Source organism: Janibacter endophyticus, assembly GCF_016888335.1.
In the GTDB taxonomy this organism is placed as follows: domain Bacteria; phylum Actinomycetota; class Actinomycetes; order Actinomycetales; family Dermatophilaceae; genus Marihabitans; species Marihabitans endophyticum.
Map to the genome: position 1 here is coordinate 1,681,082 of NZ_JAFEJG010000004.1, position 25,969 is coordinate 1,707,050.

24 protein-coding genes are annotated in these 25,969 nt (G+C 68.3%); 16 read left to right on the plus strand and 8 right to left on the minus strand.

All coding sequences use genetic code 11. The features are described from left to right. Positions 1 to 35: 35 nt before the first annotated feature. The 3 genes from JNO54_RS14780 to JNO54_RS08110 are packed head-to-tail and all read right to left on the minus strand — an operon-like array spanning position 36 to position 1,131. On the minus strand, positions 36 to 158 hold the full coding sequence (locus JNO54_RS14780) for a hypothetical protein (protein WP_267911238.1): 123 nt from the start codon (positions 156 to 158) through the stop codon (positions 36 to 38). A 10-nt stretch (positions 159 to 168) separates the two neighbouring features. Continuing rightward, positions 169 to 690, minus strand: coding sequence for a YpsA SLOG family protein (locus JNO54_RS08105; RefSeq protein WP_204143442.1), 522 nt, complete (start codon positions 688 to 690; stop codon positions 169 to 171). Positions 691 to 693: 3 nt separating this feature from the next. Beyond that, a complete protein-coding gene (locus JNO54_RS08110) occupies positions 694 to 1,131 on the minus strand; it encodes a hypothetical protein (RefSeq protein ID WP_204143443.1) in 438 nt (145 codons plus the stop codon). Between the two features lie 172 nt (positions 1,132 to 1,303). Here JNO54_RS08110 and JNO54_RS08115 point away from each other — a divergent pair, with 172 nt between their 5' ends. After that, positions 1,304 to 1,654 (plus strand): hypothetical protein, encoded by a 351-nt coding sequence (locus JNO54_RS08115; protein ID WP_204143444.1) that lies wholly within the window; start codon positions 1,304 to 1,306, stop codon positions 1,652 to 1,654. Between the two features lie 37 nt (positions 1,655 to 1,691). Here JNO54_RS08115 and JNO54_RS08120 read toward each other — a convergent pair whose 3' ends face one another. Continuing rightward, complete coding sequence (locus JNO54_RS08120) at positions 1,692 to 2,846, minus strand: hypothetical protein (RefSeq protein WP_204143445.1); 1,155 nt, start codon at positions 2,844 to 2,846, stop codon at positions 1,692 to 1,694. 34 nt (positions 2,847 to 2,880) lie between these two features. After that, positions 2,881 to 3,606 carry an NrtR DNA-binding winged helix domain-containing protein gene (locus JNO54_RS08125; RefSeq protein WP_204143446.1) on the minus strand — a complete coding sequence of 242 codons (726 nt, stop codon included), beginning with the start codon at positions 3,604 to 3,606 and terminating at the stop codon, positions 2,881 to 2,883. 84 nt (positions 3,607 to 3,690) lie between these two features. Between JNO54_RS08125 and JNO54_RS08130 the strand changes: the two genes are divergently transcribed. Together JNO54_RS08130 and JNO54_RS08135 are read left to right on the plus strand one after the other, a co-directional pair. Then, entirely contained in the window at positions 3,691 to 4,680 is a 990-nt protein-coding gene (locus JNO54_RS08130) for a T3SS (YopN, CesT) and YbjN peptide-binding chaperone 1 (protein WP_204143447.1), read from the plus strand. Continuing rightward, complete coding sequence (locus tag JNO54_RS08135; RefSeq protein WP_204143448.1) at positions 4,681 to 6,123, plus strand: ADP-ribosylglycohydrolase family protein; 1,443 nt, start codon at positions 4,681 to 4,683, stop codon at positions 6,121 to 6,123. Here the strand turns inward: JNO54_RS08135 and JNO54_RS08140 are convergent. Continuing rightward, positions 6,120 to 7,880, minus strand: a complete 1,761-nt coding sequence (locus JNO54_RS08140) for a GmrSD restriction endonuclease domain-containing protein (RefSeq protein WP_307818123.1) — start codon at positions 7,878 to 7,880, stop codon at positions 6,120 to 6,122. The two genes, JNO54_RS08135 and JNO54_RS08140, sit on opposite strands and share 4 nt — an antisense overlap. Positions 7,881 to 8,060: 180 nt before the next feature. On the opposite strand from JNO54_RS08140, the gene JNO54_RS08145 reads away from it, so the two are divergent. The 7 genes from JNO54_RS08145 (at position 8,061) to JNO54_RS08175 (ending at position 18,893) form a co-directional block, all read left to right on the plus strand. Further along, positions 8,061 to 10,940 carry an SNF2-related protein gene (locus JNO54_RS08145; protein WP_204143450.1) on the plus strand — a complete coding sequence of 960 codons (2,880 nt, stop codon included), beginning with the start codon at positions 8,061 to 8,063 and terminating at the stop codon, positions 10,938 to 10,940. Next, positions 10,937 to 12,781, plus strand: coding sequence for a site-specific DNA-methyltransferase (locus tag JNO54_RS08150; RefSeq protein ID WP_204143451.1), 1,845 nt, complete (start codon positions 10,937 to 10,939; stop codon positions 12,779 to 12,781). Before JNO54_RS08145 ends, JNO54_RS08150 begins: the two co-directional genes overlap by 4 nt. Further along, on the plus strand, positions 12,781 to 15,744 hold the full coding sequence (locus JNO54_RS08155) for a restriction endonuclease (RefSeq protein ID WP_204143452.1): 2,964 nt from the start codon (positions 12,781 to 12,783) through the stop codon (positions 15,742 to 15,744). Before JNO54_RS08150 ends, JNO54_RS08155 begins: the two co-directional genes overlap by 1 nt. Positions 15,745 to 16,155: 411 nt before the next feature. Further along, positions 16,156 to 16,794, plus strand: coding sequence for an HD domain-containing protein (locus tag JNO54_RS08160; RefSeq protein WP_204143453.1), 639 nt, complete (start codon positions 16,156 to 16,158; stop codon positions 16,792 to 16,794). A 101-nt stretch (positions 16,795 to 16,895) separates the two neighbouring features. Continuing rightward, positions 16,896 to 18,077, plus strand: coding sequence for a T3SS (YopN, CesT) and YbjN peptide-binding chaperone 1 (locus JNO54_RS08165; RefSeq protein WP_204143454.1), 1,182 nt, complete (start codon positions 16,896 to 16,898; stop codon positions 18,075 to 18,077). Beyond that, positions 18,074 to 18,304, plus strand: coding sequence for a hypothetical protein (locus JNO54_RS08170; protein ID WP_204143455.1), 231 nt, complete (start codon positions 18,074 to 18,076; stop codon positions 18,302 to 18,304). Before JNO54_RS08165 ends, JNO54_RS08170 begins: the two co-directional genes overlap by 4 nt. Positions 18,305 to 18,332: 28 nt before the next feature. After that, a complete protein-coding gene (locus JNO54_RS08175) occupies positions 18,333 to 18,893 on the plus strand; it encodes a pyridoxine/pyridoxamine 5'-phosphate oxidase (protein WP_204143456.1) in 561 nt (186 codons plus the stop codon). On the opposite strand, the gene JNO54_RS08180 is transcribed toward JNO54_RS08175, so the two are convergent. After that, positions 18,829 to 19,740 (minus strand): DUF1028 domain-containing protein, encoded by a 912-nt coding sequence (locus JNO54_RS08180; protein ID WP_204143457.1) that lies wholly within the window; start codon positions 19,738 to 19,740, stop codon positions 18,829 to 18,831. The genes JNO54_RS08175 and JNO54_RS08180 overlap by 65 nt on opposite strands. 67 nt (positions 19,741 to 19,807) lie before the next feature. Between JNO54_RS08180 and JNO54_RS08185 the strand changes: the two genes are divergently transcribed. The 4 genes from JNO54_RS08185 to JNO54_RS08200 all read left to right on the plus strand — a co-directional run bounded on the left by JNO54_RS08185 (position 19,808) and on the right by JNO54_RS08200 (position 21,672). Then, on the plus strand, positions 19,808 to 20,074 hold the full coding sequence (locus JNO54_RS08185) for a type II toxin-antitoxin system VapB family antitoxin (protein ID WP_204143458.1): 267 nt from the start codon (positions 19,808 to 19,810) through the stop codon (positions 20,072 to 20,074). Next, a complete protein-coding gene (locus JNO54_RS08190) occupies positions 20,071 to 20,466 on the plus strand; it encodes a type II toxin-antitoxin system VapC family toxin (protein WP_204143459.1) in 396 nt (131 codons plus the stop codon). Before JNO54_RS08185 ends, JNO54_RS08190 begins: the two co-directional genes overlap by 4 nt. Then, a complete protein-coding gene (locus JNO54_RS08195) occupies positions 20,466 to 21,116 on the plus strand; it encodes an IMPACT family protein (protein WP_204143460.1) in 651 nt (216 codons plus the stop codon). The genes JNO54_RS08190 and JNO54_RS08195 overlap by 1 nt, the downstream gene beginning before the upstream one ends. A 223-nt stretch (positions 21,117 to 21,339) precedes the next feature. Next, positions 21,340 to 21,672 carry a type II toxin-antitoxin system TacA family antitoxin gene (locus JNO54_RS08200; protein WP_204143461.1) on the plus strand — a complete coding sequence of 111 codons (333 nt, stop codon included), beginning with the start codon at positions 21,340 to 21,342 and terminating at the stop codon, positions 21,670 to 21,672. Positions 21,673 to 21,859: 187 nt separating this feature from the next. Here JNO54_RS08200 and JNO54_RS08205 read toward each other — a convergent pair whose 3' ends face one another. Beyond that, positions 21,860 to 23,722 carry an endonuclease/exonuclease/phosphatase family protein gene (locus JNO54_RS08205; RefSeq protein WP_204143462.1) on the minus strand — a complete coding sequence of 621 codons (1,863 nt, stop codon included), beginning with the start codon at positions 23,720 to 23,722 and terminating at the stop codon, positions 21,860 to 21,862. 108 nt (positions 23,723 to 23,830) lie between these two features. On the opposite strand from JNO54_RS08205, the gene JNO54_RS08210 reads away from it, so the two are divergent. Continuing rightward, positions 23,831 to 24,190 (plus strand): ArsR/SmtB family transcription factor, encoded by a 360-nt coding sequence (locus JNO54_RS08210; protein ID WP_204143463.1) that lies wholly within the window; start codon positions 23,831 to 23,833, stop codon positions 24,188 to 24,190. Continuing rightward, positions 24,187 to 25,854, plus strand: a complete 1,668-nt coding sequence (locus JNO54_RS08215) for a SulP family inorganic anion transporter (RefSeq protein WP_204143464.1) — start codon at positions 24,187 to 24,189, stop codon at positions 25,852 to 25,854. Before JNO54_RS08210 ends, JNO54_RS08215 begins: the two co-directional genes overlap by 4 nt. Positions 25,855 to 25,969 lie beyond the last annotated feature (115 nt).

The window sequence follows — 25,969 nt, forward strand, 5'->3', positions numbered from 1 at the left end:
ACCAGAGATTCCGCCGAGAGCGGAACGTCGCGTGATCACTGCCAGTCGAGCGACCCCACGACCTCGCGCGCCAGCTGCTGCGCGTCACCCTCGGCGCCCTGGACGAGGATCACCGCGCACTGGTCGCCATGGTCCGTCGCGACGATGGCCTTCTCCATCGCCTGCCGCTCATCGCGTCCCCCTCGTCGGCGCGCCCCGACCCTGGTCGGCGACGAGCCCGCCCGCCCGCAAGGCGTCGAGCACCCACCAGGTCACCTCGTACCCCTTCGCCCACTCGCTCGCCCGCGGCCCGGCGACGTTGACGACGACGCGACCACCGATCTCAGCAAGGGCGGCCGCGACGGCCGGCACCACCCCTTCGCCCCCGTCGGTGACGACGACCGGGCGCCCGAGCTCCCGGGCTGCGGCGACGGTCCGCTCCGTCCCGGGCGAGGGCGCCCCGGAGACGATCAGGGTGAGGTCGCTGTCGCGGACGTTGCGCCGGGTGCGCTCGGAGGGTTCGGGCGAAGGGGTGGCCCGCAGTCCCTCGTACCGGGTGAGTAGGCCGGGTGGCTCGGTGAGGTCCTCGGCCCACCCGCCCGCGGGGCACCACCCGCCGTACGGGAGGTCGTGCGCGATCGCCCAGTCGAGGGCTGCCCGGTCGACGCCGCTCTGGCCGCCGGAGACGACCCTCGCGACGCGGGCGCCCACGGGTCAGGCAGGCCCGACGGCCCGGCGCAGCGCGGCCCGCAGCTCGTCGGGACGCTCGGTCTCGACGGGGAGGGTGCCCCCGCGGGTCAGACCGAGCTCGAGCCGCTCCGGCGCGCCCGGCTCCCACGTGGCCTCGCCGTTGAGCTCGTCGAGGCGGAAGGTCGTGTCGCCGAGGTGCAGCGACTCGTCGGTGACCCGCACGGCGTCGCGCCCGCCGGGGAGCCAGCTGAGGTCGACGGCCTCGATCGTGAACCACCCGACCAGGCCGAGCACGGCCACCCCGACGAGGAGCCAGCCGCTGGGGGAGTCGGGCAGCCAGTTGTCGCTGCCGAGGATCGCGCTGGCGACCAGGCCGCCGATCGCGACGAGGATCAGGACGGCCGGCACCCAGCGTGCCCAGCGCGGGTAGCGGGGTCGTTCGTCGAAGAGGACCTCGGCCATGGGTCCAGCCTAACGGCGGCGAAGGGGTCACTCGGTGCCGCGGGCGATGTGTCCGGTCCGAGACGAGCGGGACTGCGCGACTTCCGTCCGGGGAGTGTGACGCACCTCCTTCCCCCGCGCCGGGCTCGGGAGGATGATCGAAGGACCGACGGACAACATTGGGGTGATGGGGATGACGGCAGCGGTAGAGATCTCGATCGGTGAGGTGGACCCGGCGACCCTGACGGAGGCGACGTTCTTCCTCGGGGACGAGGAACTGGGCCGGCTCGACGGGCGCGACACGGTGCGCTGGGAGATCCCGGCCGGGCGGCACGTGCTGCACATGCGGGCGGGGTACGGCATGTCGGCGGCGATCGGGTTCAGGGTGCAGCATCGGCACTGCGCGATCATCCGACTCGTCGAGCGTGAGCCGGACGCGTCGAGCTGGGGGATGGTCTTCGGTGGCTTCCACGAGCTGCGAAGGGCGGGCAGCGAGCCGATCGACCCGGGCCGGCCGGGTGCCGAGGAGGCACCCCTCTCCTGACCCAAGGCTCACACGTCGAAGCTGTCAGGCTGGACGGTCAGGGCGAAGGGGTGTCAGGCGGGAGTTGATCCGGGACGCCTCCCTGGTCGGTTGGGTCGGAGTCGATCCGCGGTGCGTCCTCCCGACCACGGCGTCGTCGAGCTGCCAGAGGCGCGCTCAGTTTCTTGCCGACGGCGCCCGTGCGTGCCGCGATGGCGCTGCCGGCGTTCTTCGCCGCCGTGAGTGCGGCGGCCTCGTCCGGGATCCCATCTCCGTCGAGGTCCACCCGGCGAAGGGGTCGTGTTGCCGAGTCCGCTGCGCTGCTGATGCCGGCGCCGAAGGCCTGAGCGCGCGTCCCTGCGGTGTCGCCCACCGATCGTGCAGCTCGCTCGAGCGCGGCCAGACCGCGGCTGGGCTCCTCCTCAGCGACGTGCTCTGGGACAGCCAGGTAGGCGGGGAAGTCGTCGGGGGCGTCGCCGAAGGCTTCGCGTGCGGACTGGACGACGGCTCGGCCGAAGACGAACCGGCGGGCCCCGCTGGTGAATGCCTCAGAGCCGACATCGAGCACCTTGCCCTGCCGTTGGTTGAGATGAGAGCGGAAGTTCTTCTCGTCGTCGGCGCTGACGAGTGACCCGATCATGTCGGTCGCCGATCGGCCGGTCTCAGGGTCCTCGTCAGTCAACCGCTGGACCAGCTCCGCGGACTCTTGCTCGTCCAGATCGAAACTGTAGAGCTCGGCCAGTGCGAGGGCGAAGAGCCCCGTCACCTCGAACTGGAGCTGCTTGTCGCCCGCAGGCACAAGCTTCGTGAGGGCCTGCTCACCGCCCGTCTTCGCTGCGTTCTTCAGGAGCCCCTTGCCGGCGGACTTCAAGGCCGTCCGTGCGGCGACCTTGCCTCCCTTCGCGGCGACGCCACCACCGGGGATGAGGCTGATCCCGATCTCAGCAGCCAGGCTTCCGACGGTCACCACAGCGCCGGCAGCGCTGATCGCCGCGAGGTAGTGACGCTCGAGGACAGCGATCACCTGGGCCGGCGTTGCATCGGGGTTGCGGCGCCGGATCCGCAGGAGGTAGCGGCGGGCGATGCCCCGCCGACCAGCGACGGCGCGCTCGACCTCGCCAGCTGCCTCGGCGGCATCGAGGACCTCGACGTCTGACACCTCGTCGAGCTCTGCGGCCGTGGGGACGTCGGGTGCGAGAGGGTCGTCGGTCATGGGTGCTCCTGGTGCTGGAGTGGGAGTTCCGACATTACTCGTCGGTTGCACTGCGACGTCCGGCCTGCCGCCGCCGGTACAACGTCGCCGGACGCCCCCGCAGGCCGCTCGATGCCACGGGCGTCCCACCGCGCATCACCGGTCGCAGCCCGTCCTTCATCCGCCGGTTGAAGTTGTCCTTGTGCATCTCGTCGCCGACGACGGCCTCGTGCACCTTCCGCAGCTGGTGCAACGTGAAGGGCGCTCCCAAGAACCCGTCAGGGTCCGGCGCCACCCCTTCGCTCCGGCCCCGGAACTCGTACCGCTCCCGCACGTCGGCCACGGCTGCCGACACGATCTCGTCGTGGTCGAAGAGCAGCCCGCTCTCACCCTCGAGCGAGCCGTCCGGGAGCACCGGGACGAGGTCCCCCTTCGCCCCGGCCAGCGCGGCCTCCGGCAGCGAGACAGCGTGCGCCGCCGACATCACCCAGCTCCTGTCGTCACGATCGGGGTCGTCGAAGAGCCGCAGCAGCCGCGGCGTGACCGACACGTCGAGCGTGATCCCGACCTTGCGGGACAAGACATCCAGCGTCGTCTCGGCGATCGTCGCGCGCTCCCGGACGAACCCGCCGGGCAGGGCGCGCCCGGCGGGGGAGTCGCGGTCCTGCACGAGCAGCCGCAGCACGGGGTCGGTGTCGGCGTCGGTGACCGTGAGGATCGCGAGATCGACGGTGATGCCGGGGCGGGGGTAGGAGTCGAGCGAGCGGGTCCTGGGGGCCATGCGAGAAACTTTAGCGATGATATGCTCTAATAGATAGCGACAAGAGAGTGCTAATCAGCGCTCGCCCCGACCAGGAGGTGCCGGATGACCCGACCCAGCAGTGGCGGCAGTGCCGCCAGGTACCCCTTCGACCTCCCGCCCGAGGTCGAGGCCGTGTGGCAGGAACTCGAGAGCGGCCTGACCACCTACGTCGCCGGGCTGCCTGCGGCAGCCGCCACCCACCAGGGCGAAGGGGGTGACACCGACCGTCTGGTCCTCGAGATCGTGTGCAACGAGCCGGGTGGCACCTACCCCTTCGTCACGCTGACCGCGACGCCCGAGGGCACGCGGGTCGACGCCGTCGTCAGCGGCGACGCCCGCCTCACCGTCCAGCACGTCATGGCTCCCTGGGCGGAGGCCTTCCTCCGTCAGCGCGACTGGACCGGCAACGACGACACCGAGGTCGACTGGCACCGCCAGCGCCCGACGTCGTACGCCGACAAGATGGCCCGCGAGGTCGTCGTCGCGATGCAGAGCTTCGGCCTGCCGCACCCGGGCCTCTACACCTTCAGCGCGAGCGGTCCCTCCGCCGCGACGGTCGAGGACCTGCTGCCGCTCATCCCCTCCGAGGTCGTCCGGCACGAGCCCGCCGCAGAGGCCGAGGGCAAGCCGACGCCGGTGATGGTCCTCATGCCGCACGACCACGACCAGCTGCGCGTCCTCGTGCACGACGCGATGGAGCAGATCGTCGGTGGCGAGCCGACGGTCGACAGCGACGGTGACTTCGTCGTCGAGCATATGGGCCAGCCGGTCTTCGTGCGCGCCGAGGCGGACGTCCCGTGCGTGATGATCTTCGCCCGGCTTGTCCACGGCGTGTACTCGCGCCGCAACACCGCCACCGAGGTCTCGGTTCTCAACCGCAAGTACCGATGGGAGACCTTCGTCCTCGAGGACCGCTCGGTCTTCCTGCGCACGACGATCCCGGCGGCTCCCTTCGCGCCGGGGCACCTGGTGGCCCTGCTCGACTCCTTCCGCAGCACGATGACTGCGACCCGCGACGACCTGGCGCTCCGCGCCCGAGGAGAGGTGGCCTGAATGAGGCTGACGACAGCACAGACGGACCGGGCGTGCGGCGCCGTCCTCGCGACGGCTGCGGGCGACGCGCTGGGCGCGGGGTACGAGTTCGGTGCGGGGCCGGGTCCCGAGGGTCCGCAGATGATTGGTGGTGGGCTCGGCAACTTCGCGAAGGGGGAGTGGACGGACGACACGACGATGGCGTGGTGCGTCCTCGACGTCGCGGCGAAGGGGGTGGACCTCCGGTCGGAGCAGTCGCTCACGGAGATCGCCCGCCGCTTCCGCGGCTGGTACGAGTCGGGTCCGGCGGACATCGGCAACCAGACCCGGTCGGTGCTCAGCACCGCGGGCCGCGAGCCCAGCGGCGCTGCGCTCACGGCGGCCTCGGACGCGCTGCACGCCCGGACCGGTCACACTGCGGGCAACGGCTCGCTCATGCGGACTGCGCCGGTCGCGCTCGGCTACCTCGACGACCCGGAGGGGCTCACTGAAGCGGCGAACGCGGTCAGTCGCCTCACCCACGCCGACCCGCGGGCGGGGGAGGCCTGCGTCCTGTGGTCGCACGCGATACGGCACGCGATCGTCACGGGTGAGGTGGACGTGCGTGCGGGTCTCGAGCACCTCGAGCCGGAGCCGGTCCGGTACTGGACCGATCGGATCCGCGAGGCCGAGGCGGGACCGCCGGAGCGCTTCACCCGCAACGGCTGGGTCGTCGAGTCGCTCCAGGCGGCGTGGTCGGCGATCCACCACACGCCGGTCCCGACGGACGACCCGCGTCGCCACCTCGAGGACGCGCTCGCTCGCGCCATCGGCATCGGGCACGACACCGACACGGTCGCCGCGATCGCGGGCGGGCTGCTCGGCGCGCGGTGGGGTGCGTCGGCGGTGCCGGCGCGGTGGCGCCGGATCCTCCACGGCTACCCGGGACTGACGGGGGAGAGGCTCGTCGGGCTCGCACACCTCGCGGCGGCGGGTGGCCGCCCGACCTCGCACGGATGGCCGGAGCTGGGTCGCCTGCCCTACGACGGGTGGGGGCAGCAGCGGGTCCTCGTGCGGCACCCCTTCGACGACGGGGTGTGGCTCGGCAACGTCCGGGCCCTCGACGACCTGCCAGAGTCGATCACCGCGGTGGTCAGCCTGTGCCTCGTCGGCCACGAGCAGGTGCCCGAAGGGGTCGTGCACGTCCCCTTCCGCCTCATCGACGACGCGGCCGAGGAGTCGAACCTCAACCTCGCCTTCGTCCTGCGCGACGCTGCCGAGACCGTCGCCGCGCTGCGGGACGAGGGGCACGAGGTGCTCGTCCACTGCGTGGCCGCGCAGTCGCGCACCCCCGCGGTCGGGATCGCGTACGCCATGCTGCGGGGGGTCGACCACGACATCGCGACGAAGGGGGTGTGCTCGGCGTTGCCGGGTGCGTCACCGAACCAGGGTTTCCGGGACGCGTTGCTCCACCACCGCCGTTAGAGCTGGTCGAAGTAGGTACGGATCTGTTGGGCCATGAGTCGGCGTCGTGCGTTGAGGAACTCGGGATAGTTGGAGGCGCTGACCTGGTCCAGCGTCGCTGGGATGGCGTTCTCGGTAAGGTTTCGATTGAGGTCTCTACGGTCGGTGATCTCTCCGAGAGTCAGCTGCCCGGAGTCGATCTGCTCATCCAGTCGGGCCATGTACTGCGTAGGCGGTTGATTCGAGATGCTGATGTTGATAGATGTCTCTGTCAGCGCGTAGTTCGCTACCTGGTTGTAGTCACCTCGGTCGGGGAAGCCGTTCTTCTGCAAGTAGTCCTTGGGCACCACGTGATGAATATCGCCTGATTGCTGGTGCATAGCCGCGACGGTGATGGCCCTGGAAAGGAACCCTCGCGCCCCGCTGGTCACCTGCGCGGCAAGGAAGGTCTGAAAGTAGGGGCTCGCCGTGCTCGTGGTCTCAAGGTTGGCCGGGAGCGCCACCTCCCAGAATCCGTCGGTGAGCTCGGACTCCTCGATCTGCTTGAGGTAGGCGGCCGCCCCGATCATCCCGATGCGACGGATGTCCTGCTCCCACGTGGACTCGAAACTGCCGGAATGCCGCCCAGTGAGCATCGACATAACGAACCACCGGCGGACGAGGCGCTTACGTTCTCCCTCTGACAGGGTGGTGTCCTGCCGAAGTCGGAGGTAAAGGGCATAGGCGAAGTTGAGGGCATTCTTGGAGTTCACCATCCGGGGGGAGATGAAGCCGGTCGACTTGATGGTCATCACGAAGTTCTCGAAGTGGTATCGCTTGACGATCGAGTCGAGGGCGGCCTCAAGCCTGTCGTAGGCGATCGGGATCCGTGCCTCATCAACCTTGCGGGTTTCAGGGTCTCGGCCGGACAGCTCGGAGACGATGCTTGACGCCTTGCCTCGGCTGAACCCGACGAGTCCAGCAACGCGGATGACATCGCCGTAGGCGGGGTCATAGAGGTCCTCGCTGTCAGCTTTGAGCCAGGAGATCTTGGCCAGGTGAGGGCTCAAGCTGAACTCCGTATCGTTGGCCTGGATGTCGTCGTATGCGTGGGGGGCCACCGCGAGGTGGCAGAAGTAGTCGATGAGCTTCCGCAAGTTGCGACCGCGATCGCCGTAAGTCGCGATCTTGCTCATGGCGAAGTCTGCGCTCGACAGGGGCACGCCCTTAGAGTTGATCCGGATGAAGATCTCGGACACGGTCTCGACGTCGAGGTCATCGCTCAGGGCAATGATGCCGATGGGAGCAGTGTTGATCTGGTTCAGCCGGTTGAGGTTGACCTCGGCGACCTTGTGGTCGACATCAGGGTTGGCCGCGAAGTACGAGCTGAAGAAGGAGAACGGCGTATCCGTCGTGAAAAGCTCGCTGATGTCTGAAATCCACTGAGGGTTCTTTCCGATGACCGGGGTCCAGGTCGCAAACTCTTCGGTGATGGGGTTGAACGCGATCTTGATCCGGATCGACTTGTACCTCTTGTTGATCACCGGGAGTCCTGCGATCGCCGCCCGTAGAGCGGTGATGCGCTGCTGCCCGTCGATGAGGATCTGCTGGTGGTTGGCGACCCTGCCGCCCTTGAGGTGGGCTCCAATCGATTGCCACGTGATGAGATACCCGACCGGATAGCCCTTGTAGAGGGAGTCCATGAGGTCGCGGACCTTGACCGAGTCCCAGACGAAGGGACGTTGCAGCTCCGGGATCGCGATCTGCTCAGCCTTGACTGAGGCGAGCAAGTTGCTCACGGGCAATTGGCGGACTTCGTACTTGGACAAGGGGACTCCCATCTGAGGACGGCGACGGTTCGACCCTAGTAAGCAAAGCGGACACGCGTGTCGGTAGCAGAGAGTAAGGTGACGCCAGCGATATGGTCAGTCAGCGGAGGCTCAGTGTCAGGTCTAGAGGGGGACACAGGCGGTCCGCTGGTGGGTGCGAAGGTCGTACCTCGTGACGGATTCACGGACTATCAAGCGAAGTACTACGCCCACGAACTCCAGCGCAGCTACGCCAGCGATCACGTCGGCAAACTCGCCGGCCTCCTCTTCGACGCTCAGGTCGAGCCCAAGCCGCACCAGATTGACGCGGCGCTCTTCGCGCTCCAGACCCCGTTCCTTAAGGGCGTCATCCTCGCTGACGAGGTCGGCCTCGGAAAGACGATCGAGGCGGGCATCGTCATTAGCCAGTACTGGGCTGAGCGCAAGCGCAGCATCCTGATCGTCGCGCCGTCCAGCCTGCGCCAGCAGTGGCAGCAGGAGCTCCACGAGAAGTTCCTCATCCCGAGCTCGCTCCTCGATGCCAAGACGAAAGACCGCCTGCTCGGTGCGGGCCGATCACCCGAGGTGCTGATCTGCTCCTACGAGTTCGCGCAGCGTCACGAGCTGTCGCTACTGCGCGCGTGGGACGTCGTCGTCGCCGACGAAGCGCACCGGTTGCGCAACTTTTGGAACGGCAAGGCGAAGGTCGCCAACGCCGTCGCCCACATCGTCGATGGCGCGCACAAGACCGTTCTGCTCACCGCGACTCCGCTCCAGAACAAGCTCGAGGAGCTCTACGGCCTGGTCTCAGTCTTCGACCCCAACTACTTCTATTCGCTGGACGCCTTCCGCGAGCGCTACATCAAGAACCGGGAGTCGGCAGCCTTCGACGACCTCAGCGACCGCGTCGCGCAGGTCAGCAAGCGAACGCTCCGCCGCGACGCCGACAAGTACATCCGGTTCACCGAGCGTCTCCCACTCACTGTGGGATTCGAGCCGTCTCGCGACGAGCAGCGCCTGTACGAGTTGGTCAACGACTACCTCCAGCGCGAGGAGGTCTACGCCTTCTCGAAGTCCACACGCCACCTCAGCGCCCTGATCATCCGCAAGCGCCTCGGCTCCTCGACGTACGCCATCGCGAGCACGCTCGAACGCGTTGCGGGCCGGCTGGAGCGAGAAGTCGAGGAGGGCAAGCGGTGGACCAACACGGGCAGCTTCATGGTCGACGCCGACCTCACCGACGAGGAAGAGGAAGAGCTCGACGAGGAGCCGAAGTCCGGATTCACGGCCCTCGACCCGCGTGATATCGAGCCCATGAAGGATGAGGTCCGTGAGCTGCGCGAGTACGCCGCGCTGGCCCGGGCGATCACGGTCAACCAAAAGGCCGTCCAGCTCAATCACGCGCTTGACCTCGGCTTCGAGCGCCTGCGCGAGTTGGGAGCGCCTCAGAAGGCCATCATCTTCACCGACTCCACGGTGACTCAGGACTACATCGCCCGTTCGCTGACCGAGGCCGGATGGGGCGAGGGACTGCTCCTGTTCAACGGCCGGAACGACTCGCCGCAGGCCACAGCGATCTATCAGAAGTGGCTCGAACGCAACAAGGGAAGCGACGTCGTCACCGGTGTCCTGGCTGCCGACCGTCGCAAGGCTCTCGTGGACTACTTCCGCGAGGAGGGCACAATCATGATCGCCACTGAGGCAGCCTCGGAGGGCATTAACCTGCAGTTTTGCTCCATGGTCGTCAACTACGACCTGCCCTGGAACCCGCAGCGCGTTGAGCAGCGCATCGGACGCGCCCACCGCTTCGGCCAACAGCACAACGTCGTCGTCGTGAACTTCTCCAACAAGGGCAACCTTGCCGAGCAGCGCATCCTCGAGCTGCTGGAGGACAAGTTCCACCTCTTCAAGGGCGTCTTCGGCGCCAGCGACGAGGTGCTCGGCTCGATCGAGGACGGCCTTGACTTCGAGAAGACGATTAGCGACATCCTCAACCGCTGCAAGACCGCTGGCGACATCGAGGTCGCCTTCAACCAGCTGGAGAAGCAGTTCGAAGGCGAGATCTCGAAGGAGATGGCCAGCGCCAAGGCCAAGGTCTTCGACAACCTCGACCCCAACGTCCAGGACCGCCTCAAGTCGTATGATGCGCAGTCCGGCGAGGTGCTCAACCGCTTCGAGCAGCTCCTGCTGGCGGTCACCAAGTACCAGCTCGACAGCGTCGCCACCTTCGAGGGAGACGGCCGCCAGTTCGAGCTCCACACGGCCCCGATCCCAGACGCCAAGACCGGCCGCTACTTCTTCAAGTCGCAGCCGCAGGAACACGCTCACCAGTACCGCTTCGCCAGCCCCCTGGCCGAGTACGTCGTTGCCACCTCGAAGGACGCGGACACGCCTGCGCGTGAGCTGACGTTCAGCCTCGGCAAGTCCCAGCGGGCCAGCACCGCGATCAAGGCGTTGCAGGGCAAGAGCGGGCAGCTCGTGAGCAAGGTCGTCACGTTCCGCATGAAGGCCGGCACCGAGGACATCTCTGAGTCGTACGCGCTCGCGGGGCTCCTGACCGACGACGGCGAGTGGCTCGACCACGAATACGTCGCTGACTTGATGGACCTCGCCTGCACAGAAGTGTCGGACCCGATTGACATGATCGACGAGTCGGCCTTCGAGCAGCATCTGGACGCCCAGCGAGAGGTGTTCGAGAAGGAAGTGCAGGCACGCAACGCTCGCTACTACGACCAGCAGGAGGAGCTGCTCTACCGGAACACGCTCGACCGCAAGGCAGAGTCCGAAGGGCTGATCCGCGACTACCGCCAGAAGGAGAAGGAGAGCCGGAAGGCGGCGCGACAGACCGACGACCCGATGGAGCAACTGCGACACAAGAAGGAAGCCAGGCGCTGGGCACAGAAGGCCGAAGACGAGGACGACCGCGCGCGAGGCGAGCGGATCAAGCTCCGGGAAGAGATCGACAAGTACCTCGACCTGATCGAGCAGTCGCTCAAGGGCAAGCGCGAGACCGAAGACCTGTTCAACATCCTATGGAGAATCACTGCATGAACGACGAGATCCACGAGATCCCCAGCGCCACCCCCCACCTGCGGACCGAGCTGGCGCGCCAGCTGCAGGAGCTGGTGCCCGAGGCGATCGCGGACGGCAAGGTCGACGTCACCAAGCTGACCGAGCTCCTCGCCGACGACGTCGCCGACAGCAGCGAGCGGTTCGGCCTGTTCTGGCCGGGCAAGAAGCGCGCGCTCCGCGCCGCCCAGGAGCCCACCACAGCGACCTTGCGCCCGATGAAGGACCAGAGCAAGGACTGGGACACGACCAAGAACGTCTTCATCGAGGGCGACAACCTGGAAGTGCTCAAGATCCTGCAGAAGCATTACCACGGCAAGATCAAGATGATCTACATCGATCCTCCGTACAACACAGGCAAGGACTTCGTGTACCCCGACAACTACAAGGAGGGGCTGGAGACCTATCTCGAGTGGACCAAGCAGGTCAACGAAGAGGGCAAGAAGGTCTCAACCAACAGCGAGTCCGAGGGGCGCTACCACTCGAACTGGCTGAACATGATGTATCCGCGCCTCAAGCTGGCCCGGAACCTGCTGACGCAGGATGGCGTCATCTTCATCTCGATCGATGACAACGAGATCGACAACCTCGTGAAGGTCTGTAACGAGGTCTTCGGTGAGGGCAACCACCTCGCGTCCTTCATCTGGAAGAGCAAGAGCGGCGGCGCCAATGACAGCGGCGAGGTGGCTGTCGATCACGAATACATCGTGTGTTTTTCTCGCTCGAAGACCGACAACGCGCTCGGCCTCGATCCCGATGCGGTGGCGACAACCTCGTACAACAATGAGGACGAGCGCGGGAAATACGCCCTCGAACGCCTAGACAAGCAAAACCTTCAGTACTCCAGCTCGATGGACTACGACCTTGTGGGTCCGGACGGGCAGGTCTACAAGCTTTCGCATCGCGATCCCGCTCGCCCGAATGCCATCTGGCGCTGGTCCAAGGACAAGGTCCAGAACAACATGGACCAGCTCGTCTTCAAAGACGGGAACGTCTACACGAAGAACTACCAGAAGCCGGGCGGCAAGCCGCGCTCGTTGTTCGTCGACGACCGCTTTGGCCGTACGCGGACTGGAAGCACCGAAGTCCGGGAGTTGCTCGGCGGCAGCTACTTCGATAACCCGAAGCCGACCAAGCTTCTGAAGACCTTGGTCGCGATTGGCACGACGCCCGACTCGATCGTGTTGGACTTCTTTGCCGGGTCGGGCTCCAGTGCGCACTCAGTCATGGCAGTGAACGCTAAGGACGGTGGCGCCCGCCGGTTCATCGCAGTCCAGTTGCCCGAGCCGACGGACGATGCCGATGCGAAGCGGGCTGGCTTCGACACCATTGCTGACATCTCGCGTAAGCGCATCGACGCGGCAGGCGAACAGGTGAAGGCGGAACTGGCCGGCCAGGCGGTCGATGTTGGATTCCGGGCTTTCGCCCTGGTCGACACCAATTTCTCGAAGTGGCGGGTGTCGAGCGACGTCGATGCCGACAAGCTTCAGCAGCACCTCCTTGAGCTCCGCGACAGCGCGGAGGATGACGCGACCGCTGACTCGCTGCTCGCCGAACTGCTGCTGAAGCAGGGCTACTCCCTCACGGAGGAGTCGGCGGAACAGGACATCGCAGGCCTCACCGTTCAAGCTGTTGGAGGCGGCCTGCTGCTTGCGTACCTCGACGAGCACACGAAGCCCTCGCTCGACCAGCTCCGCGCGGTCGTGGATGAGGAGCCCGCGCGATTCGTAATCCTCGAGGACGCGTTCCACGGTGACGACGAACTGAAGACCAACCTCGCTCAGCTCTGTAAGAGCAAGGGCGTGGAGCTCTGGACTGCCTGATGGAGTTCAAGTTCGACGCCAAGCAGCAATACCAGCTCGACGCGATCGGGTCGCTGGTGCAGCTCTTCGACGGCCAGCCCAAAGACGCGGAAGCGGTCCTGACTACGCTGCGTACGAAGGGCACGCTGAACGGAGCCCAGGATCAGACCAGTCTCGATCTCGATCTCTCGCAGGAGGTCGGAGCGGTGGGCAACAACCTCGTTCTCGACGAGGCGACCATCTTGCAGAACCTGCAGGCTGTCCAGGACAAGAACGGCTTGGAGGTTCTCGGGGCTCTCGCGGGAGATGCCCTCGATTTCGACATCGAGATGGAGACCGGCACCGGCAAAACGTACGTCTACCTGCGGACGATCTTCGAGCTGGCCAAGACGTACAACTTCACCAAGTTCGTCATTCTTGTGCCGAGCGTCGCGATCAAGGAAGGCGTCACCACCAGCATCAAGTTGATGCACCAGCACTTCCGTGGCCTGTATCCCGCGCAGCCATTCGATTACTCGGTTTATTCGGGAAAGTTCGCAGATGAGGTTCAAGGTTTCGCGACCAGCACGAACGTTCAGATCATGGTTATGACAATTGACGCGATCCGCGGAAATGCTAATACGCGCATTATCCATCAGGCCCGAAACCAATTGGGAGGATTTCGCGCGATTGACTACCTTAAGGCGACTCGTCCGGTGGTCATCATGGATGAGCCGCAGAACATGGAGTCGCAGCTCTCGCAGTCCTCCATCGGGGAGCTCGACCCGATTGCCACGCTGCGGTTCTCTGCGACGCACCGCAAGCAGCGCAATGTCGTCTACCGGCTCGACCCGGTCGACGCCCACGACCACGGCCTCGTCAAGCAGATCGTCGTCGCAGAGGTCGCCCAGCAGGGCTCGGACGCCACGCCGTACATCAAGGTCGTCGAGGTCAAGCGCGACCCGTGGGAGGCCAAGCTCGAGCTGGCCGTACGCGGTGCCGATGGCTCTCTGACTCGCCGAGTCGTGAAGGCCAAGCGAGACCAGGAGCTGTCCAACCTCACCAACAATCCCGCCTACGAGGGTTGGTGGATCACCGAGCTGTCGATCGAGCCTCAGTTCGTGGAGCTCAACAAGCACGGCATGCTTCAGCAGGGCGAGGAGATCGGCGGCAACTCCGACTCGATCTACCGCGAGATGATCCGCGAGACGATCAAGGAGCACTTCCGCAAGCAGACGATGCTGGCGTCGAAGGGCATCAAGGTGCTCAGCCTGTTCTTCATCGACAAGGTCGAGAACTTCCTCGGCGACGGCTTCAACAACATCGACGCCAACGGCCAGTTCGTCCAGTGGTTCGACGAGCTGTTCCGCGAGGAGCGAGCCAAGTCGCCGCAATGGCAGGAACTCTTCCCGCAGGATCCCGCCGAGCTTCGACGCGGCTACTTCTCCGTTCTCAAGGCCAAGCGCGGCGGCACCGACACCTTCCAGGACACGTCAGGCAGCACCAAGGCCGACGACGACGCTTACGACCTGATCATGCGCGACAAGGCCCGCCTGCTCGACCAGGCGGAGCCCGTCCGCTTCATCTTCAGCCACTCCGCACTTCGTGAAGGCTGGGACAACCCGAACGTCTTCCAGATCTGCACGTTGCGCGAAATGGGTGCCGAGGTAGAGCGACGCCAGACCATCGGCCGTGGCCTCCGCCTGCCGGTTGACCAGACTGGCGAGCGCGTGGCAGACCGCAGCGTCGCCCAGCTGACCGTGATCGCCAACGAGTCCTACGTCGCGTTCGCCAAGTCGCTCCAGACCGAGTACGAGAAGTCGGGCGTCGAGATCGGTCGCGTGCGCCTGCAGGAGTTCTCCAAGATCGCCCTCTACCAAGAGCACATCGAGCCCGACGGCCCGGAGTACTTCGGCTACGAGCGCTCCAAGACTCTCTACGAGGCACTGGAGTCCTCGGGGATGATCAAGGACGGCAAGGTCACCGCTGCCTACCATCCGACGCAGCTCGGGTTCGACCTCAAGCAGCACATCCCGGACTTCTTCTGGCCGTACGAAGACACGATCATCGAGTACATCGGCCGCTCTAGCATCGAGCGGTACGTGAAGCCGCAGTCCAAGCGGAAGGCACGCAAGCTCAACAAGGAGCTCTTCGCGAACCCCGAGTTCGAAGAGTTCTGGCGCGCCATCTCAGCTCGCACGACGTACCGGGTTTCGGTCGAGCGTGACCGGCTCATTGAGGCGACCGTGAAGGCGATCAAGGAAGCGCCGGCCATCCAGCCGCTTCGCATCCAAGTGACCCGTGCCGGAGTCAAGATTCTTCGCGGTGGCACCAAGGCGACCGAGACCGGCCAGCGATCCGCATCTCTCCAGGGGGCCTACGACCTGCCCGACATCATCACCGAGCTGCAGGAAGCCACGTCGCTGACGCGAAAGACGATCATCGACATCCTTCTGGACAGCGAGCGCCTGCCCGAGTTCATCGGGAACCCCAATGACTTCATCCAGATGGTCAAGGGTCGGCTGCAGGCCGTGCTCGCAGAGATCGTCACCGAGGGCATCCAGTACGAAAAGATCGGCGGCTACGTCTATGAGCTGCGCGAGCTGCAGAAGGACGGTCAGGAGGAGAAGGACCGCTTCCTCGACCAGATGTACAAGCTGCAGAACCCGGAGAAGTCCGACTTCGACTACGTCGTCTACGACTCCGAGCCCGAGCGCCAGTTCGCCGAACTGCTCGACGGCCGCAGCGACATCAAGCTCTTCATGAAGCTCCCGGGCAAGTTCAAGATCGACACTCCCGTCGGCCCGTATAACCCGGACTGGGCGATCATCAAGCACGAGGACGGTGCCGACCGGATCTACATGATCCGCGAGACCAAGAGCACCGACGACGAGGTCAAGCGCCGCCCGACCGAGAACGCGAAGATCAAGGCAGCGACCAAGCACTTCGCCGCGATCGGTGTTGGCGACTACGCCGTCTCAACGCCCGCCAACTGGAGGGTTTGAGTTAGAGACACGATTGACGCGCTTGAGTCCTCCGATGAAGGGAGCGCCGACGTCGTCCTCGGCCGCTCGGCGGGGATGACGCGTGAGGACTTCATCCGTGCTGGCCGGGTCATCAGAACCTTCGGCACGCCCGGCAAGTTCGGGCCCTACACGAACATCTACCTCACCTCACCTCACCTCGCCGGACGGGCGGCTCAAGTGGTGGACATGGACGCCGTCGCCGATGACACCGACCTCTTCAACCGGGCCACGACCGAGCGGTGCTCGACCTGGCCATCGACCGCCTCGGGGCGCTTGCCTCACGCTGCTCATCGTGGCCTGACGAGCACGGACTTTTCCGGAACGGTCAACACTTCGCAACGAGCGGTACCAGGCTCGCACCACACCCTCACAACCCCGAGAGGACCCTCGATGACCCAACCCCGTGAGATCGACTGGTCGACGGTCAAGGCCGCCTTCGACTTCGCCCTCGACGAGCACGTCGACCAGGCCCGCAAGGGCACCGACATCCCGTACATGGCGCACCTGTGGGGCGTCGCCTCGCTCGTCCTCGAGGCTGGCGGAGCGACCGACGACGTCGTCGCCGCGCTCTTGCACGACACCGCGGAGGACCAGGGCGGCCGAGAGACCCTCGCCCGCATCGAGACTGCCTTCGGCGCGCACGTGGCGAGCATGGTCGAGGGCCTCTCGGACGCTCTCCCGGCGAAGGGGGAGGAGAAGCCTCCGTGGGATGAGCGGAAGCAGGCCTACGTCGACCACGTGGCTGACCAGCCGATCGACGTCCTGCGGGTCAGCGCAGCGGACAAGCTGCAGAACCTGCGGTCGATGATCGCCGACCACCGCGCACAGGGTTCGTCGCTGTGGGAGCGCTTCAACCAGAAGGACCCCCGCCGGCACCTCTGGTACCTCGGTGCGCTGACCTCCGCCTACGAGTCGCGGGCGGTGGAGGACGCAGGGCTCGACGGGCTCGCCGCCGAGCTGCGTGCAGGCCTCACCGAGCTCGAGCGGCTCGTCAGCTCGCAGGTCACCACCGGATCGGCACCTGCATGAAGGGCTCCCGAGCCGGGCGGACCTCCTGACGCCCCAGCGTTGTCAGTGGTCATCCGTACCGTTGGGGTGTCGGTTCGAGATGGGGGGGTCGGGTGGTCGAGATGGGGAGCTTCGACGAGGCGCTGGAGAGCGCGTGGCGTGACTTCCGCGAGGCGCTCGCGGACACGATGGTGACCTTGCGGGACGGGCGCATCCCGCTCTTCATCAAGCAGCGCGACGACCGGGTGCGTCGCCACTTCGTCGCGGTGCGACGCGCCGGCGACGAGGTCGTCGTCTGGGTCGCGTCGAACAGCACCGTCGCGCCGGATCAGCGGCTCAGCCGGTCGAGCCTGACCGACCTGCGTCGCCTCGGTCTCTCCCGGCGCTCGGCGAAGGGGTACACCGCCGCCTTCCCGATGAGCCACGTCGACGAGGCGGCAGCGCTCGTCGTCAGCGTCCTGCGTGACGTCCTCGACGTCGTCCACCCGTCGATGCTCGTGAGCCGCGAGCGAGCCCTCACTCCTGAGGCACCGGCCGGCTCACCGGAGGCGTGGGGCGACATGGTCGTCCGCCCCCTGGGCCCGGACCACCTGGGTCACGTCGTCGTCGGCACCCTCACCGCGATGCTCGGCCAGGAGCCGCGCCGTGACTCCGACGGCGACCTTGTCGTGCCTCGTGGGCGGGCAGTCGCCTTCGTGCGGTGCCACCCGCGACGGACCCTCGTCCAGGTCTTCGGGCACCTGGCGATCGACATCAGCGTCGGTGCTGCTGCCGACGCCGCGGTGGCCCGGCTCAACCAGGAGCACGAGCTCCTGAAGTTCGTCCACGCCGACGGCACCGTCTTCGTCAGCGTCGACCTGCCAGCCGCCCCCTTCGTCCCGGCTCACCTCAAGGGGGCGCTCGCCCACCTCCTGCACGTCATCGACAGCGAGCAGGAGAGCGTCGCCGGAGCGACCGGCGGGCGGACCTTCCTCGGGTCTCCGCAGTCAGCCCCGTCGGACGGCGAGCCCGACCGCATCCACCCCGTCATGGCGCGCTTCCTCCAGCTCGACGCGCTCGAGGAGGGTTCAGTCGACGCCCACGCCATGGCCAAGCTCTGCGGGTACGACGACGACCTCATCCTCGAGCTCATCCGGTGGAACGAGGAGCAGGAGATCGAGTGGATGACGGCGCACGACGACGCCCTCGACCGCGGCGAGCAGGCCGAGGCAGCCGCCTGCGAGCGGGAGCGCGCCCACGCCGAGCGCACCGTCACCCTCCTGCGTCAGACCCTCCACCTCGTCCTCCTCGGGGAGAGCGCATGACCACCGCCGAGACCTGCCCCGCCCGCGGCTCCACCAGTCTCCGGCGACGCCTCTACGGCCTGCCGTCCGCAGCCGCCATGGAGGAGGTCGAGCGTGACCACGACCTCGAGCTCGGCGGGTGCGTGATCAGCCCGACCTTCTGGACGGTGAAGTGCAAGGACTGCGGGCACGAGATCACCCTGGGCGAGACGATGTCCACCTTCCGCGGCGACCCCGGCGACGCGTGAGCAACATGCAACATGCCAGGGTGATCGCATGAGCATCGCCGACCGGCTCCGGACCATCCCTTCGCTCACCGGTACCGCCCCCGACCTCGACGCGCTCCCTTCGGACCCGCACGACCTCTTCACCGACTGGCTCGGCACGGCCGTCGTAGGTGGCGTCCCTGAGCCGATCGCCGTCACCCTCGCCACCGTCGATGCTGACGGCATCCCCGACGCGCGCACCCTCCTGCTCAAGGACGTCGACGAGCGAGGGTGGGCCTTCGCCGGCACCGCCTCCTCCCGCAAGGCCGCTCAGCTCACCGCGAACCCCGCCGCAGCCCTCAGCCTGTGGAGGCAGCCGCAGATGCGCGCCATCCGCATCCGCGGACCCGTCGTCCAGGCGAGCCACGAGGAGTGCCAGGCCGACCTCGCCGCCCGCAGCCCCCAGGCCCGCGCCACCGTGCCGCCGGGGGAGTGGCGGGTCTGGCGCGTCCAGCCCCAGCGCATCGAGTACTGGCAGGGCTCGCCCGACCGGCAGCACATCCGGATCATCTACGGACGCGACGGCGACGGGTGGACCCGCACCGTCGACCGCGGCGAGAACGCGCGCTAGCCCGCGCTGCGCTCAGCCGCCTCCCGCCGCAGCTCCTCGAGCACGCGGGCGTCGATCCCACCAGCGCGTGCCGGGTCTCGAGGTTGACCTCGCCCATCCACCACTCCAGCGTCGCCTCGACCGACTCCGCCGCGTCCGCCGACCGGGCACGGACCTGCACGAGCAGTCCCGTGACCTCCTCACGCAGCTCGCCTTCGAGCGGCGCGACGCCCTCGGGAGCGCCGAAGTACAGCGTGTGCAGGGAGTGGATCCGCGCGAGCTCGGCCGGGGCGTCCGGGTGATCGTCGACCCGCAGGTCCGCCAGCACCCCGCACCGGTCGTACCCCGTGCCCGGCTCGTAGGCGAGGATCGCCGCCGACTGCCGGCCCCGCGCATCCCCACCCGCCGCGTCCCCGGCGAGCAGCGCCGCGAGCAGCCGCGCGTCGAGCGGGTCGCCCGCCGACGCCAGCCAGGCCCGCTCCATCTCCTCCACGACCTCCGGACCGACGAGGATGTTGCCCTGGATCGCGTAGGCCGAGCTCACCCCTTCGCCCGTGCGTCCACCCGCCCACGGCATGCACCCCGGCCCCGTCCACGACGCGGCACCGCCATCGCCGACCACCCCGACCTGACGGTCACCGCGTCCGGCGTCCGCGGCCACCGCGGCATCGAGCGCCGCCTGCGCGGACTCGCCCCGCGCCAGCGCCGCGAGCAGCTCGCCCCGGTACGCCACCCGGGCCATCGCCTGGGTGGCGACCGCGCCGACCCCCATCTCGACCTGCGGGACGACCGCACCCGCCGAGAGGAACTTGCTCGCCACCACGACGCCCCACGCGTCCCCGTCCCTGGCCACGATCGAGAAGGTCATCGCCGCACCCTACGCAGCGCCCCGTATGGTACCTAGGTGTAGACTTGGCGATAGTGAGGTGTAAACCATGGCGATGAACATCAAGAACGCCCGAGTCCATGCCCTGGCGCGTGAGGCTGCCGAGAGGACCGGTACGACCCAGACGAGTGCGCTCGAAGCCGCACTCGAGAGCTACCTCGCCGGACTCGACAGCTCCGATGACCCGGTGGCCGAGCGGATCGCCCGGGCCCAGGAACTCGCCGCACAGATCACCGAGTCCTGGACAGACGCCGACCGGGAGGCCGTGCGCCGGCACCTCGCAGGGATGTACGACGAGGACGGGCTGCCCGCATGATCATCGACACCTCGGCCGTCATGGCAGTCCTCCTGCAGGAACGCGAGGCGGATCGCATCCTTGCCGCCATCGCGGCGGCCGAGCGCCCTCGGATGTCCGCGGCGACCTACGTCGAGTGCGGCATCGTCCTGGACCGGCGGACCAGGCCCGCAGGCCGCCGTCGGTTCGACGAGCTGCTCACGGTCCTCCGGGTCGAGGTCGTCGACCTCACGCGCGAGCAGGCGGAGCTGGCCCGTGAGGCACACCGCGACTTCGGCCAGGGGACGGGATCGGCAGCCGGGCTGAACCTCGGCGACTGCTTCACCTACGCGCTCGCCGCCACGACCGGCGAGCCGGTCATCTTCGTCGGCGACGACTTCGCTGCGACGGACCTGTCCGCAGCCGAGTACTGATGGCAGGCGGCGAACCCCCGCGGGCCCCGTCGTCCTACCGCACTGTGGCGGCCGATGCGTGGGGTGAGGTCGAGGACCGGGGGTCACGCTTCCGCTGCCGGATCGTGCGTACCGCCACCGAGGCCGAGGCCCGCGCCGTCATCGACGAACAGCGGCGCGCGCACCACGACGCCCGGCACACGTGCAGCGCCTTCATCCTCGGCCCCGACGGACGCACCGAGCGCTCCAACGACGACGGCGAACCCGCCGGCACCGCCGGCACCCCGATGCTCGACGTCCTCCGCGGCTCCGGGTACCGCGACGTTACCGCCGTCGTCACCCGCTGGTTCGGCGGGACCCTCCTCGGCGCCGGCGGGCTCGTCCGCGCCTACGGCGACGCCGTCCGCACAGCCCTCGACGACGCCCGGCCGCTCGAGCGCCGGCTCGTCCACGAGCACACCCTCGCCGTCGGCCATGCCGACGCCGGCCGGGTCGAGCACGAGCTGCGCAGCGCCGGGCTCGTCGTCACCGGCACCGACTACGCCGAGCGGGCGACCCTGCACGTCGCCGTCGCGCCGGGGGAGGAGGCGCGTCTCGCCGCGGTCGTCGCCTCCGCGACCTCGGGCGAAGGGGTGGCCGTCCCGGGCGAGAAGCGCTGGGTGGACGTCTGACGAGGCCCGGCTGATTGGTGCCAGGACGTTGTCGTGCCTGACTCGTACGGTGAGAATATGAGTTCGGTCCATCCCGTTGAGATCGTTGCCTTCAGCAGTGCGCTCGACCGTAGTGGCTTCCGGAGCGGCACGCCCGCTAGCCACCCTGAATCAGTAGCGCATTGCGATGTGCGTACTGAGTGAGTACATTTGACAGTCCCGGCGCGAAGAAGAGGGTGAAGCCATGACGACAAAGAGCGAGCGACTCAACCTGCGGTGCAGTGCCGAATCATTGGCGTTGCTGCGTGAGGCGGCGGAGGCGCAGGGCCAGGACCTCACGTCGTTCGTCATGGGGGCGTCCCTCGAACGTGCTCGTGTGGTCCTGGCCGAGCAGCGTGTTCTGAGGCTGTCACCCGCGGCGGTCGCACAGCTCGAGGCGGCGCTCGACGCGGAGGCGGAGCCAAGCGCGCAGCTGGCCTCGCTCGTTCGGGCGGTCAACGGTGTCGACTCGACGGTGACTGCTGACTTCCTTGCTGACCGCGATCAGCCGGCGGCCCGGGCCAGGACCGGCCTGTAACGGCGCGGGAGACCACTGGCGCTGAAAGACATCCCTCGTTCTCCCCGTAGTGCCGATCCGGCATATTCGTATGGCACATAGCGGTTGAGACATATCGGCATTCGCCTGCTGCATACCCATATGCCTCATCGCGCATGTCTGCCAGGGCGGACAGTGCCTCTCACCGCGCTGCCACGCGTGACGGGCGTCAGTCGCTGGCCGGGGCTGCAACCCGGAGGTTGACGACGATCGGCAGGTGGTCCGACAGCAGCGACTCCGGGGCGCGGGGCGATGCGGCCGTCAGCCCTCGGACGAAGACGTGGTCGATCTCCTCGGTCAGCTCGTCGCTGCGCGCGGTCCGCAGCGGACGCGCAGCGGCCAGGGCATCGGTCAGCCCGGCGTCGAGCATCGCCTGCCACGACCCGCTGCCCGGCTGGAAGTTGAAGTCACCGCCGACGACGACGGGACCGGTCACCCCCTTCGCGATCGCCGCGACGTCACGGGCCTGCCGCAGCGTCGGGTCCTCGCCCTCCGAGTCCGGCTGGAGGTGGGTCGCGACCACCCGGACCTTCGACCCCTTCGGCGGGGTGACGGTCGCGCTGAGCGCCGTCGCGCCGGTCAGCGAGTCGTAGCCGGGGAGCCGCTCGCCCCGGACGTCGTCCAGCGGCCACCGGCTGAGGATCGCGTCCCCCCAGACCTGGTCGCCGGCCGGTCCGAAGGCCATCTCGAAGCCGAGCAGCCGCGCGAGCACCCCGAGCTGGTCCTGACCGCCGTTGAGCAACCACCCCCGGTCGATCTCGCTGAGCAGCACGACGTCACTGCCCTCCTCGCGCAGCACCCGCGCCACCTCGGCCGGGCGGAAGGTGCCGTCCATGCCGTAGCCCATCCGCAGGTTCCACGCGGCGACGCGGACGGTGCCGTCGGTGGGCGGCCTCGCGTCGTCGAGGGCACGGACGGTGACGAAGGGGCCGACCCCCGCCACCAGGGCAGCCACGACGACGACCGTCGCCGCGCGCGAAGGGAGGGCCAGGCCGGCGGTCGTGACCGTCTCGGGCGGCGGTGGCAGGAGGGCGACGGCCACGACGGCCACCGCGACCGCCACGACCACCCAGTCCGCGCGGTAGCCCATGTCGTACCCGGCGTAGAAGGCGAAGAGCAGCACCGTAAAGACCACCGCGCTCGACCCGACCGCGCGGGCTACGTGTGTCGGCGAGGCGCTCCCGGATCGGCCGTCGGAGAGCAGCACTGCCAGCGCGGGCATGCCGACGAGCAGGGCGAGCAGGACCACCGCGTCGAGCGGGTCGCGGAGCATCGACGCCGCGGTGGCGGCGACGACCACGACGCCGGCGACGGCCCGGTGGGGGAGCGGCCAGGCGCGCCGGGCGAGGAGGGCCGCGGCGGCGGTGGCCGCGACGACGAGCATCGCGCCGACCGAGCCCGCGACGAGCCCGCGGGCCGGGTTGGCCAGGGCGATGCCCGCGACGAGGAGGACCGGCAGGACGACCCAGGCGAGACGAAGGGGGGCCGGCCGGGGGGCCCCTTCGCGATGGCCTCGGAGGGTGGTGACGACCGCCGCGACGAGGAGGGCCGTGACGACCGACCCAGCGACGTCGAGCCGGTGCACCGCACCCCAGGTCCCGAGGGCGGCGTGGGTCGTCGCACCCGCGGCGAGCCCGGTGAAGAGGCCCGGCACGAGCGCCCGGCCGAGCCGGGCGGCGGTCAGCGCGAGCGCGGTCAGGGCGAGCATCACGCCGAGGGTGGCGACGGCGAGCAGGAGCCGGCCCGAGAGCAGGGGGAGGAGCAGGCGCGCGAGGAGCGCAGCGAGGACCAGCGCGGGGGCGGCGGCGCGTGACGACAGCCGGTCCGCGGCGAGACCGAGGACGACGAGCGGCAGCGCGGTGACGGCGAGCGCGAAGAGCCCGATGAGCTCCGGCGGCGTCTCCGCCGCGCGGCCGAAGACCGTGATGAGCAGCGGCGTCCAGCCCCGCATCAGCTCGACGAGCAGCCACACGAGCGCGGCGACCGCCCAGACCTGCCGCTCCGCGGGCGGGGTCGTCTGGCGCTGCGTCATGCGCGCATCCTGCCAGCGCGTGCTCGCCACCGCGTCCTTCTCGCACCCGGGCAGTTGCGCAGAGAGGCACCGGTCGGCAACGGATTGAGCATTTGCTAAACTGCTCAAATGCCTGGACCTCCTGCCGACGCCCCGCTCTACGAGATCAAGGCCAACCTCTTCAAGGCGTTGGCCCACCCCGCCCGGATCCGCGTGCTCGAGATCCTCGTCGCCGCCGACGCCCCGGTCCCCGTGAGCACGCTGCTCGCCGAGACCGAGCTCGAGGCGTCGCTGCTCTCGCAGCACCTCGGCGTCCTGCGGCGGCACCACGTGGTGACCTCGACCCGCACCGGCAACACCGTGACCTGCGAGCTCGCCTACCCCCAGGTCGCCACCCTGCTCGGCAGCGCGCGCGAGTTCCTGCTGGCCCACCTCGACGCCCAGCACGAGCGGCTCGCGCTGGCCGTCGAGTCCGGTGGCGCACGATGACTGCCGCCGCCCTGCGCGGGTTGCTGCCGCACCGCTCCGACTACGCCGACGTCCGCCGGACGTGGAAGGGCGACCTCGCTGCCGGCGCGACCGTCGGCATCGTCGCCCTGCCGCTGGCGCTCGCCTTCGGGATCAGCTCTGGTGCGGGCGCCGCCGCCGGTCTGGTCACCGCGGTCGTCGCCGGTCTGGTCGCCGCGGTCTTCGGTGGCTCGAACATCCAGATCTCCGGGCCGACCGGAGCCATGGCCGTCGTCCTCGTGCCGATCGTCGGCGAGCACGGCGTCGCGGCGGTGGCACTCGTCGGCATCCTCGCCGGCCTGGCGCTCGTCGCCGCGGGGCTGCTCGGCCTGGGTCAGCTCATCGGGCTCGTCCCGTGGCCGGTCATCGCCGGCTTCACCGCCGGGATCGGCGCGATCATCTTCCTCCAGCAGGTCCCGCTCGTCCTCGACTCCTCCGGTGCGGTCGGCCGACGCCCGGTCGCCGCGGCGCTCGACGCGGTGCAGTCCGCCGACTGGACGGCCGCGGGCTGGCCCGTGCTCGTCGTCCTCGTGGTCGTCGGGATCATGCTCCTGCTCGGTCGGCTCGCTCCTCGCCTGCCCGGGTCCCTGCTCGCGATCGTCCTCGTCACCGTGCTCGCGGAGCTCGGCGACCTGCCCCTGGCGCGGATCGGCGAGCTGCCCTCCTCCCTGCCCGCCCCCGCGGTGCCGTCGCTCGAGCCCGAGGTGATCTCCGCCGTGCTCGGTGCGGCCGTCGCCGTCGCGGCGCTGTCGGCGATCGAGTCGCTGCTGTCCGCGCGGGTCGCCGTCGACCTCTCCGGGGACGCCCGGTACAACCCCGACCGCGAGCTCGTTGGGCAGGGTCTGGCATGCGTCGCCTCCGGCTCCTTCGGTGGCATCCCGGCGACCGGGGCGATCGCCCGCACGGCGGTGGCCGTGCGCTCCGGCGGTCAGACCCGCCTCGTGGCGATCTCGCACTCCGTCGTGCTGCTCGGCGTCATCTACCTCGCCTCCGGGCCGGTCTCACGCATCCCCATGGCGGCCCTGGCCGCGGTGCTCATGCTCACCGCGGTCCGGATGATCCCCTACCAGGAGGTCCGCACGATCCTGCGGAGCACGCGAGCCGACGCGATCGTCCTCGTCCTCACCATGGCCGTCACCGTGCTCGTCGACCTCATCGAGGCCGTGCAGCTCGGGATCGGGGTCGCGGCGGTCTTCGCGCTCCTCGCGGTGGCCCGAACCAGCGGCGTCCGCCGGGAGGAGATCACCTCGGCGCCCATCGCCGAGGACGAGCGGATCGCGGTATACCGCCTCAGCGGATCGATGTTCTTCGGCGCGGCCGAGCGGGTCCGCAGCGAGGTCAGCGCCGAGGGGAGCATCGAGGTCGTCATCCTCGCCTTCTCCGAGCTGCGCACGCTCGACGCCACCGGCGCCAACACGCTCGCCGAGATCGTCCGCGCCCTGGAGAGCCAGGGGGTGACGGTGCTCATCAAGGGTGTCCCCGCAGCCCACCTCCCGCTCATGCAGAGCGTCGGCGTCATCGACTCCCTGCGGCACCAGCGGCACCTCTTCGACACCTTCCCGCCAGCGCTCGAGCACGCCCGCAGCCACGTGCGCCGCTCGGCGCAGTCTCGGTGGTCTCAGGAGCGGCCGGCTCCCGTCCCCTGACGTGAGGGTTGGAGACATGACTGATCGGCCATGTCCGCGTGCGTCATCCGCATGGAGTCGGAGGGCGACAGGCCCGATCTGGCATGTCGTCCAGAACAGACACACCTTCTGCGCC

Coding starts and splice junctions, on each gene's coding strand:
- JNO54_RS08110 (WP_204143443.1), bottom strand. CDS start 1,131: ATGGCCGAGGTCCTCTTCGACGAACGACCCCGCTACCCGCGCTGGGCA.
- JNO54_RS08150 (WP_204143451.1), top strand. CDS start 10,937: ATGAACGACGAGATCCACGAGATCCCCAGCGCCACCCCCCACCTGCGG.
- JNO54_RS08160 (WP_204143453.1), top strand. CDS start 16,156: ATGACCCAACCCCGTGAGATCGACTGGTCGACGGTCAAGGCCGCCTTC.
- JNO54_RS08205 (WP_204143462.1), bottom strand. CDS start 23,722: ATGACGCAGCGCCAGACGACCCCGCCCGCGGAGCGGCAGGTCTGGGCG.
- JNO54_RS08155 (WP_204143452.1), top strand. CDS start 12,781: ATGGAGTTCAAGTTCGACGCCAAGCAGCAATACCAGCTCGACGCGATC.
- JNO54_RS08130 (WP_204143447.1), top strand. CDS start 3,691: ATGACCCGACCCAGCAGTGGCGGCAGTGCCGCCAGGTACCCCTTCGAC.
- JNO54_RS08215 (WP_204143464.1), top strand. CDS start 24,187: ATGACTGCCGCCGCCCTGCGCGGGTTGCTGCCGCACCGCTCCGACTAC.
- JNO54_RS08190 (WP_204143459.1), top strand. CDS start 20,071: ATGATCATCGACACCTCGGCCGTCATGGCAGTCCTCCTGCAGGAACGC.
- JNO54_RS08195 (WP_204143460.1), top strand. CDS start 20,466: ATGGCAGGCGGCGAACCCCCGCGGGCCCCGTCGTCCTACCGCACTGTG.
- JNO54_RS08125 (WP_204143446.1), bottom strand. CDS start 3,606: ATGGCCCCCAGGACCCGCTCGCTCGACTCCTACCCCCGCCCCGGCATC.
- JNO54_RS14780 (WP_267911238.1), bottom strand. CDS start 158: ATGGAGAAGGCCATCGTCGCGACGGACCATGGCGACCAGTGCGCGGTG.
- JNO54_RS08135 (WP_204143448.1), top strand. CDS start 4,681: ATGAGGCTGACGACAGCACAGACGGACCGGGCGTGCGGCGCCGTCCTC.
- JNO54_RS08200 (WP_204143461.1), top strand. CDS start 21,340: ATGACGACAAAGAGCGAGCGACTCAACCTGCGGTGCAGTGCCGAATCA.
- JNO54_RS08165 (WP_204143454.1), top strand. CDS start 16,896: ATGGGGAGCTTCGACGAGGCGCTGGAGAGCGCGTGGCGTGACTTCCGC.
- JNO54_RS08210 (WP_204143463.1), top strand. CDS start 23,831: ATGCCTGGACCTCCTGCCGACGCCCCGCTCTACGAGATCAAGGCCAAC.
- JNO54_RS08120 (WP_204143445.1), bottom strand. CDS start 2,846: ATGACCGACGACCCTCTCGCACCCGACGTCCCCACGGCCGCAGAGCTC.
- JNO54_RS08180 (WP_204143457.1), bottom strand. CDS start 19,740: ATGACCTTCTCGATCGTGGCCAGGGACGGGGACGCGTGGGGCGTCGTG.
- JNO54_RS08170 (WP_204143455.1), top strand. CDS start 18,074: ATGACCACCGCCGAGACCTGCCCCGCCCGCGGCTCCACCAGTCTCCGG.
- JNO54_RS08115 (WP_204143444.1), top strand. CDS start 1,304: ATGACGGCAGCGGTAGAGATCTCGATCGGTGAGGTGGACCCGGCGACC.
- JNO54_RS08175 (WP_204143456.1), top strand. CDS start 18,333: ATGAGCATCGCCGACCGGCTCCGGACCATCCCTTCGCTCACCGGTACC.
- JNO54_RS08185 (WP_204143458.1), top strand. CDS start 19,808: ATGGCGATGAACATCAAGAACGCCCGAGTCCATGCCCTGGCGCGTGAG.